Below are 8,283 nucleotides of genomic sequence, written 5' to 3'. Positions count from 1 at the left end.
CTCCTTTAGGTGGATGGTTATTTAGTGTCTGCTGAACAAATTGAAAACACTTGATTTTACTGATTTTTATCCCATTTTCTGCTATAATAATTGCAAGGATTTTGATGAAATCAAATCATTTTTCATGCATCTTTCTTACAGATTATAAAGATAAAGGGGCTAAAACAATGTACAGACCGATAGACTGGTTACAGCATTCATTCCTCGATTTCAACCAGCCTATGGGACTCCATATAAATCCGGATAACCGCTGGGTAAAATTGGCTGACCGGATACCATGGGATGAGTTTGAGGCAAAATATGCCAGACTGTTTCCAAGTGGTACAGGTAATGTTGCCAAACCTCTCCGTATGGCATTGGGAGCTCTGATCATTCAGACCAGATTTCAGTATTCCGACCGTGAACTCATCGATCAGATTGCTGAGAATCCGTATCTGCAGTATTTTATCGGGCTTCCGGGCTTTCAGGAAGAAGCTTTGTTTGATGCAAGTACACTAGTTCTTTTCCGCAAAACGCATTTCAGCAGAGATGCTGATGGAAGCAAATGAGTATCTTCTTGATCACAAGGATGATGATAAAGATGACCCTGCTCCTCCATCCGGAGAGAAAAACAGTGACGATGATACTGCAAAAGAAGATACAAATAAAGGAACGCTGACTATTGATGCAACCTGCTCGCCTGCAAACATCCGTTATCCGCAGGACGTTTCGCTTTTGAATGAAGCAAGGGAAAAACTGGAAAATATCATTTACCATTTTTGTAAATGATATAGCCTTAAGCTGCCAAGAAGATACCGTAAACGTGCCAGAAAAGAGTATCTTGCGTTTGCCAAGAGCAAAAAACATACATCAAAGAAGATCCGCAACGCACTTCGTAAACAGCTTTCATATGTGAAAAGGAATCTCCGGTATCTGGAACAGTTCATGAGTGAAGGATACGCCATGACAGGTAAGGACATCAACTTATATCTTACCATTATCAGGCTGTATGTGCAGCAACAGTATATGTATGATAACAGAGTCCATTTTGTGGAGCACCGAATTGTAAGTATTTCGCAGCCATGGATTCGACCGATTATCAGAGGGAAGGTCAAAGCACCAGTTGAATTTGGAGCAAAATTTGATCTCAGCCTTGACAGCGAAGGTTATAGGTGTATCGAAAAAATATCATTCGAGGCATACAATGAGAATACGTGCCTGATTGAAGCAATCGAACGTTTCAAAGTACGTACCGGTTATTATCCGGAACGTGTTCTGGCGGATCAGATATACCGGACCAGAGAAAACAGGAGTTATTGCAAGGAGCATGGAATACGCTTATCAGGTCCAAAGCTGGGCAGACTAGGTACAACAGCACAAGTTGATAAAAAACAAGAGTATCAGGATAATACAGATAGAATCGAAGTGGAACGTGTTTTCAGTCTGGGCAAACGCTGTTATGGCATGAGCTGCATCACCACAAAACTGCTGGAAACGCAGATGACATCTATCGCATTATCTGTATTCGTAACGAATCTGTTCAGAATTCTGAGACGAATACTTTGCACTTTTTTGTATCAGTTCCAATTTTTGCATGATTGGAACTGATATAAGAGTCGGAAACTGCAAATAGCTACTTAATCAGCAGACACTATTTAGTTTCTAGTCAATTCTATTTTACCATAAACCTTGAGGAGATATTTTATTTTCGCAACAAAAAAAATGCCGTATTTATGCGGCTTTTGGCGTTTCGCAAACGTCTAATAATGGAACCAGTAAAAAGGAGTTCCGCCATGGCAGTCAGATACACAGAAGAACAACTGAATACTGTTGACAAGTCCCTTCTGATACAGATGTTTTTGAACCAGCGGGAACTGTTAGAGACGCTGACCACAGAAGTCCGTTCCCTCAACGAAAGAATGCAGCTTATGATGGAATAGCTGGTTCTGGCAAACAGGAACCGCTTTGGACGTTCCTCTGAAAAGATGGAGGATGCAAGTCAGGGAAGTAGATGGAACGATCATATTCTTTAATGAGGCTGAGGCTGTTTACAATCCTGAGGCTCTGGAACCGGAACAGCTGGAGGAGCCTGTTTCTCACCCTGTAATGAAAAAGGGCAAAAAGGATCAGGATCTGTCGGGTTTTCCTACAGAACGTATCGATCATTACATGACGAAGGAAGAACTTATTGCAGAGTTTGGAAAAAATGGATGGAAACAGCTTCCGGATGCCATATCCCGCAGATACCGGTTCATTCTTGCCAAAGTGGAAGTAGAGGAACACCATATCGGAGTCTATTCTGACAAGAAAGACGGCCATATGGTAAAAGCAAAGCATCCCAGAGGACTGCTTCATGGCAACCCTATATCACCCACGCTTGTGGCGACCATTATGAACGGAAAATATGTCAATGCAGTTCCGTTGTATAGTTTGGAGCAGGAGTTCAAACGCTATGTTCTGGCCATTACTAGACAGAACATGGCGAACTGGATGATTCGGCTGGGTGAGGAATACCTTTCTGTTCTGTATGACTATCTTCACCGGAAACTGTATGATTACCATGTCATTCAGGCAGATGAGACACCGGTGCTTGTAAACCATGACGGACGTCCGGCAGGTCCCAAGAGCTATACGTGGGTGCACCGTTCCGGATATATGTATCCGGAAGAACAGATCGTGGTAAAAGGAAAGCTGGAAGTAGCCTTTACCTACTTTCTGAATCAGGAAAAATATCTCCAGGTATTCCTTCAGGACGGAGATGTCCCGATGGATAATAATGCATCGGAACGTGCAATCCGGGGATTCTGTATCGGAAAGAAGAACTGGGAAGTCATTGATACCATAAACGGGGCAAAGACGTCAGCTGTGATCTAGAGCATTGCCGAGACTGCGAAAGCCAACAATTTAAAACCCTATGAATACTTTGAACATTTGCTGACAGTGATTCCGGAACATATGGAAGACACAGATCGTAGTTTTCAGGAGGATCTGCTTCCCTGGTCACCAAAACTGCCGCAGAACATCAGAGAATAAATTTACTATAAGTCTCAAAAGTGGCTTATGATTGTCAAGGTATTCGCTATGGAGCGTTTACGAAAAAGCAGTGTCTTTAGACAACAGATTTTGTGGATATCATATCGCAGAATAACTTATGTAATTAATAACAATGTAGATGAGATGAAGAGGTTTATTATTCTAGTTATCTTTGATTATCTATAAGTCTATAGAAAGAATAATTGCGTAACCATCATTTTTATTGGCTATACAATTATTATATGAGGAGCGTATAATATGTTAGAAGAATTAAAAAAACAGGTTTATGAAGCCAATATGGAACTTCCACGCCGTGGGCTTATCACCTATACCTGGGGAAATGTCAGTGGCATCGATCGCGAGACTGGATATTTTGTCATCAAACCAAGCGGTGTGGATTATGATAAATTAACTCTGGATGATATGGTTGTCATGGATCTTGATGGTAATAAAATCGAGGGAAATTACAAACCAAGTTCTGATACTCCAACTCATCTGGAATTATATAAAAAATATCCGGAAATTGGAGGTATCGCACATACCCATTCTTCGGAAGCAACTTCCTGGGCTCAGGCAGGTCGTGATATTCCTTTATATGGCACAACACATGCAGATCACTTTTACGGGTCAATTCCTTGTGCGAGAAAACTTACACCCGAAGAAATTTACTCCGTTTATGAAAAAAATACAGGACTTGTCATTATTGAAACTTTTGAGAAACGTGGTATTAACCCAATGCATACACCTGGTGTTTTATGTACAAACCACGGTCCTTTTACCTGGGGAAAAGATGCTACCGAGGCAGTTCAAAATGCAGTTGTCTTAGAAGAAGTTGCTAAAATGGCAACCAAAACAGAACTGATTAATCCAAAAGTAAAACCTGCGCCGGATTGTATTCGTGACAAGCATTTCTTCCGTAAACATGGTGCAAACGCTTATTACGGACAGTAAATATCTTTAGGTAATTGATAAATGATTTTATCAGTTTCTGTGGATAACTCTCCCCTATATAAGGAGAGAAAAAGGGTCAGTATTCAGAATTGTTTCTGAATTGACATAAATCATCAGATTTTGGGCGTACTTCAATAAGCCCAAATAAGTATTATGACAATTGAATATTTTTTCAGGCAATTAAAGGTTTTAGGCTTCGAATGCATTGTGGACAATTAATTGCATAAGCAACGATGAAAGTCAGCTGGCTGGCAATGCTTGCAAGAAAGACATCTGATTTTGTGGTGGTATGATTTCTTGTTTTTCTTCCGGCAATACACATATTTATTTTAAAAATGGTTAATAGCACGTTCTACGATAGCTCGTATTTTATAAGTGTCATTCCATTCTTTTGTGTCACGCTGGATACCGGGGAACATACGTAAATCCATGTTTTCATAAGTATAAGTGGTTCTGCCCTTTTTAGCAGAGCTGCATGGTTTATCACAGTCACAGACCCAGCCATGATGGTAATGAATTTTAGGACAGATCCATTTGACACGGTCTGCACGCCCTTTCTCTTTGGTACTACCACAGTATTTCCTTGCAAGTGAGGCATCGTTAGGACAGGTTGGATAACCGTATGCATTGTAACCTAACTTTTTTTAAAGAACTTTCATTTCGAGGATTGTAGGGAATAAGCGCTTTGGAAAAGTGAAAGTCATGAAAAAGTTTTCCATACAAATCGGTCGAATGAATATTCTTGTGCAATGAAATCGTACTTCCGGAAATTTGAGAATCAGATGTCCGGAAGTGGAAATCACCTGTATAATTATCCGAGTTTACTCGCGTAATGCTTTATTCAAACCGTATACTTCTCTCATGGATCTGTCATGCTCAGCATCAATACTTGTGATGTTGATGCGATAACTGTCATGAACTATTCGGTCGATGATTGCGTCAGCAAGAGGACTGGCATCACCACCAAGCTGATCATACCATTCCTCGAATTCATACTGGGAGCAGAAAATCGTTGAAGATTTCTTGCGTCTCCTGTGGAGTAGTTTGAAGATATCCCTCTGTTCTGAATCTGTTGGTTTCAATAGCAGCCATTCATCCAGAATCAGGACAACGGGATTGGCATACTTAGCCATAACTTTTTTGTAGCTGCCATCTGTCCGTGCCATCTCCAGATCAATAAGCAGATCAGGAAGGCGGACATACCTGGTATTGAAATACTGCTTACAAGCCTCCATGCCAAAGGCACAGGCCATGTAAGTTTTACCACAGCCTGTAGCACCGGTGATAAAGAGATTCCGGTGTTCAGATATATATTCGCAAGTTGCAAGCCGGTTAATAAGGTTCTTGTTAAGCTTGCGCCCGGAAGTGTAATTGATATCCATGATATTTGCTTCCGGCTGGTCGAATCCAGCGTTACGGATCAGTCGTTTTTGACGATTATTTTTACGATTGCTGTATTCGATGTCCACCAGCATACCGAAGCGATCCTCGAATGGCACTTCTTTAAATTTAGGATCATCCAGCTGGTTGCGGAATGCATCTGCCATAGTGGTAAGGCACATTTCAATTAATTTATCTATTGTACTCTGATTTGTCATATGTGTTTACCTCCGATAGTAATCGGCACCTCTTGTGATGCCGTGTGCTTTATGTGTGGTCATGGATTCAGTAGTTTCTGATTCCGGCTTTACAGAACCGGTTACAAGGATGTTTTTAATGCTCTTGTAACTGGGCGAAGATGTATAGGACAATGCCTTTTTACAGGCTGCTTCAAGCAATGCATCTGAGTATTTCTCAGCAAGCTTCAGAAGTCCCATACAGCTTCGGTAGGTCTGTTGTTCCACACGTTTGGAGGTCAGTATTGCATTGACCACAGTGTACGTATTTATGCCAATCCGCTCAGCCCATTTGCGGAACCGGTCGCTGTTCCATTCCAGATATTTCTGGTGGTCTTCCGGCATATGTTCCGTGACCGTGCTGTACTGCCCGGGGCGTCCTTTCCGACGACGGTGGGAAGCAATGCGGTTATGGTTGTAAAAAATTTCAATGGTGGTATCTGTTACCTTTACATCAACTTTCTTTTTGATGTATTCATACGGAACTGAGTATAGCATTCCGTCCACAGATATGTGATAATTGAACTGGACGGTGGCTGTCTTCCAGTCGCACAGTTCAAAGCGGGTAGCAGGTAATGGCGCAAGTAATGGCTTTTCATCTTCAAGGAATAAGTCCAGCCGGCTGCCCTCTTTTTTTGAAAGAGCCTTTGGTTGAACAGTTCGAGCTTGTCTCTGATTGCACGATTTAATTCGGCAAGGGAGAAGAACTGTTCATCCCGAAGTGCTGCTGTTATCCAGGTAGAGATATTTCCTACCGTTCCTTCAGCATTCGGCTTATCCTTGGGAGCCCTGACACGCGCCGGAATAATAGCAGTGCCATAATGCTCAGCCAGTTCCTGATAGGTCTCATTGATCTGCTGGTCTTTCCATCCGCCATTGTGAACAACTGCAGTTTTACAGTTATCCGGTACGAGGATTCTGGCAACACCGCCAAAATATTCGTACATATGGACATGTGCATTGATCCATGATTTCTTTTTCATGTCCAGAAATGCTTCCACGTATGCATACTGGCTGTAAGTCATTACAACGACAAATATGTATGCTTTGATGATTTCGCCGGTATCAGGATCAATGATTGTTGCAGGATCACCTGCCCAGTCAACTTCAACCTGTTCGCCGGGTTTGCGATTGATATGCATGGTAGCACGATGTTTCTGCTCATCCTGTTGGATGTGGTAGCAGAATTGCGAATACATGAGTGGTTCATCGCCATTGGCACGGCAATCCTCCATGTATTCAGTCCATAGGAGTTTTTTGCTTACTCCGTTACGAAGTAACTCCTTGCGGATGTAATCATAGTCAGGCATCCTTTTATTGGATGTGTCTTGATTTACAGAAGGGAAAAACTTTTCTGCGAGCACAGCATCGGTATCGCTTTCATCAAGTGGCCAGGAAATATCTAATTCCTTAGCCCGCTTTAAAACGCGATTGACCGTTTTCTTGGAGACATTGCAGCTGTCGGCAATGTTCTGCTGACTGAGTCCCAGACCACTAAGTCTGAGAATCTCTCGGTACTTGGTCATAGTCATGACCTCCTTTGAATGTATTTACACCTTTTGGTGCATGATTACATTCTAAGGGATTTATGATAAAGGTTTCCACCACCGGAATGGTGGTTTCCTTAAAAACGGATTTGCGCTTTCCTATCCCCGGACAGTGGGGACATGGGGACATGGAGACCGGATTATTCAGCCAGTCTGATTTTGGACGGCATTTGCAACCATGCCTTCCTTTTCGTACAATAAAGGTAACGAAAAAAGAGGGAGGGATTCACCGTGGATCAAAAAGGACAGGACATACTTTTCAACAGTGAGATCAAGCAGAAGAATCTTATGATCCAGATGCTTTCTGAATGGTTAGATGAAAAAGACGAGACCATCACAGAACTGAAGGAAAACATCAATGACCTGAAAGAAACAATTGCCGGTCTCAGGGAAACACTGGATGAATTCCAGCGGAAACTCTTTGGTACAGGCAGTGAGAAGACAAAACAGGATAAGAAAACGGAAGAAACTGTGACAACGATCGTCAAAAGCCACAAACGGACAACACGCAAAGCGAAAGCGACGCGTGAAGAACAGTATGGAAATCTTCCAATCCATAAGGAAGTCGTCCCCTGCCGGAAGAAGATAAGCATTGTCCTTATTGTAATTCCAAGATGGAGTATATGACGGAATCGTTTGTCCGTGAAGAACTCCGGATCACCCCGGCAAAGGTGGAACGGATCCACTATTATCAGGAGAAATGGCAGTGCCCGGAATGCAGAAAAGATGGTGACGGGATATTTGCTGAATCCAGGATACCTGCAGCATTGATCCCACACAGCCCGGCTTCCCCATCCATGACCGTATATGTTGCAATGGAAAAGATCGGCATGGCAGTGCCTTACTATCGCCAGGAATTTCTGATGAACCAGCTGGGATTTACCCTGCCACGGGAAACCATGGCGAACTGGATCATTTATACGGCAGAGAACTATTTCTATCTGATCTATGACCGGCTGCATGAAGAACTTTTAAAGCGGGACCTGGTACATGCAGATGAGACAACATGTCAGGTGTTGCGGGAAAAGGGACGTACGGCGGAACAGACCTCTTATATGTGGTTATATGCAACTGGAAATGATGGTCTCACACCGATTGTCCTTTATGATTACCAGCCAAGCCGGAAAGGTTCCTGTGCGCAGAAATTTCTGGAAGTG

General features: G+C 42.5%; 5 protein-coding genes and 3 pseudogenes. 5 read left to right on the top strand and 3 right to left on the bottom strand.

The window, feature by feature from the left end:
* The first annotated feature begins 167 nt into the window (after positions 1-167).
* From ROSEINA2194_RS23825 to ROSEINA2194_RS00875, 3 genes and pseudogenes are all read left to right on the top strand, one after another.
* Positions 168-1,587, top strand: a pseudogene (locus ROSEINA2194_RS23825) (IS5 family transposase).
* Between the two features lie 185 nt (positions 1,588-1,772).
* Positions 1,773-3,012 (top strand): annotated as a pseudogene (locus ROSEINA2194_RS00880) (IS66 family transposase).
* Between the two features lie 258 nt (positions 3,013-3,270).
* Positions 3,271-3,963 (top strand): L-ribulose-5-phosphate 4-epimerase, encoded by a 693-nt coding sequence (locus ROSEINA2194_RS00875; protein ID WP_007882232.1) that lies wholly within the window; start codon positions 3,271-3,273, stop codon positions 3,961-3,963.
* A 352-nt stretch (positions 3,964-4,315) separates the two neighbouring features.
* Here the strand turns inward: ROSEINA2194_RS00875 and ROSEINA2194_RS21430 are convergent, their stop codons facing one another.
* From ROSEINA2194_RS21430 to istA, 3 genes and pseudogenes are all read right to left on the bottom strand, one after another.
* The gene (locus ROSEINA2194_RS21430) at positions 4,316-4,537 is read right to left on the bottom strand and encodes a hypothetical protein (RefSeq protein ID WP_044926735.1); all 222 of its coding nucleotides are present in this window, start codon (positions 4,535-4,537) and stop codon (positions 4,316-4,318) included.
* Positions 4,538-4,784: 247 nt separating this feature from the next.
* Positions 4,785-5,561 (bottom strand): IS21-like element helper ATPase IstB, encoded by a 777-nt coding sequence (istB, locus tag ROSEINA2194_RS00865; RefSeq protein ID WP_007882226.1) that lies wholly within the window; start codon positions 5,559-5,561, stop codon positions 4,785-4,787.
* Between the two features lie 6 nt (positions 5,562-5,567).
* Positions 5,568-7,105: pseudogene (gene istA, locus ROSEINA2194_RS00860) on the bottom strand (IS21 family transposase).
* Positions 7,106-7,357: 252 nt separating this feature from the next.
* Between istA and ROSEINA2194_RS21585 the strand changes: the two are divergent.
* Positions 7,358-7,753 (top strand): exodeoxyribonuclease VII large subunit, encoded by a 396-nt coding sequence (locus tag ROSEINA2194_RS21585; protein ID WP_007882210.1) that lies wholly within the window; start codon positions 7,358-7,360, stop codon positions 7,751-7,753.
* Positions 7,750-8,283 (top strand): IS66 family transposase (locus tag ROSEINA2194_RS21580; RefSeq protein WP_252832532.1); only part of this gene is annotated, 534 nt, incomplete at its 3' end. The genes ROSEINA2194_RS21585 and ROSEINA2194_RS21580, both read left to right, overlap by 4 nt.

Source organism: Roseburia inulinivorans DSM 16841 (assembly GCF_000174195.1).
GTDB classification, from domain to species: domain Bacteria; phylum Bacillota; class Clostridia; order Lachnospirales; family Lachnospiraceae; genus Roseburia; species Roseburia inulinivorans.
This window is presented reverse-complemented; position numbering and strand designations above follow the sequence as displayed.

Bases quoted from the DNA above. Each gene is read 5' to 3' on its own strand.
- istB (WP_007882226.1), bottom strand. From the start codon at position 5,561: ATGACAAATCAGAGTACAATAGATAAATTAATTGAAATGTGCCTTACC.
- ROSEINA2194_RS00875 (WP_007882232.1), top strand. From the start codon at position 3,271: ATGTTAGAAGAATTAAAAAAACAGGTTTATGAAGCCAATATGGAACTT.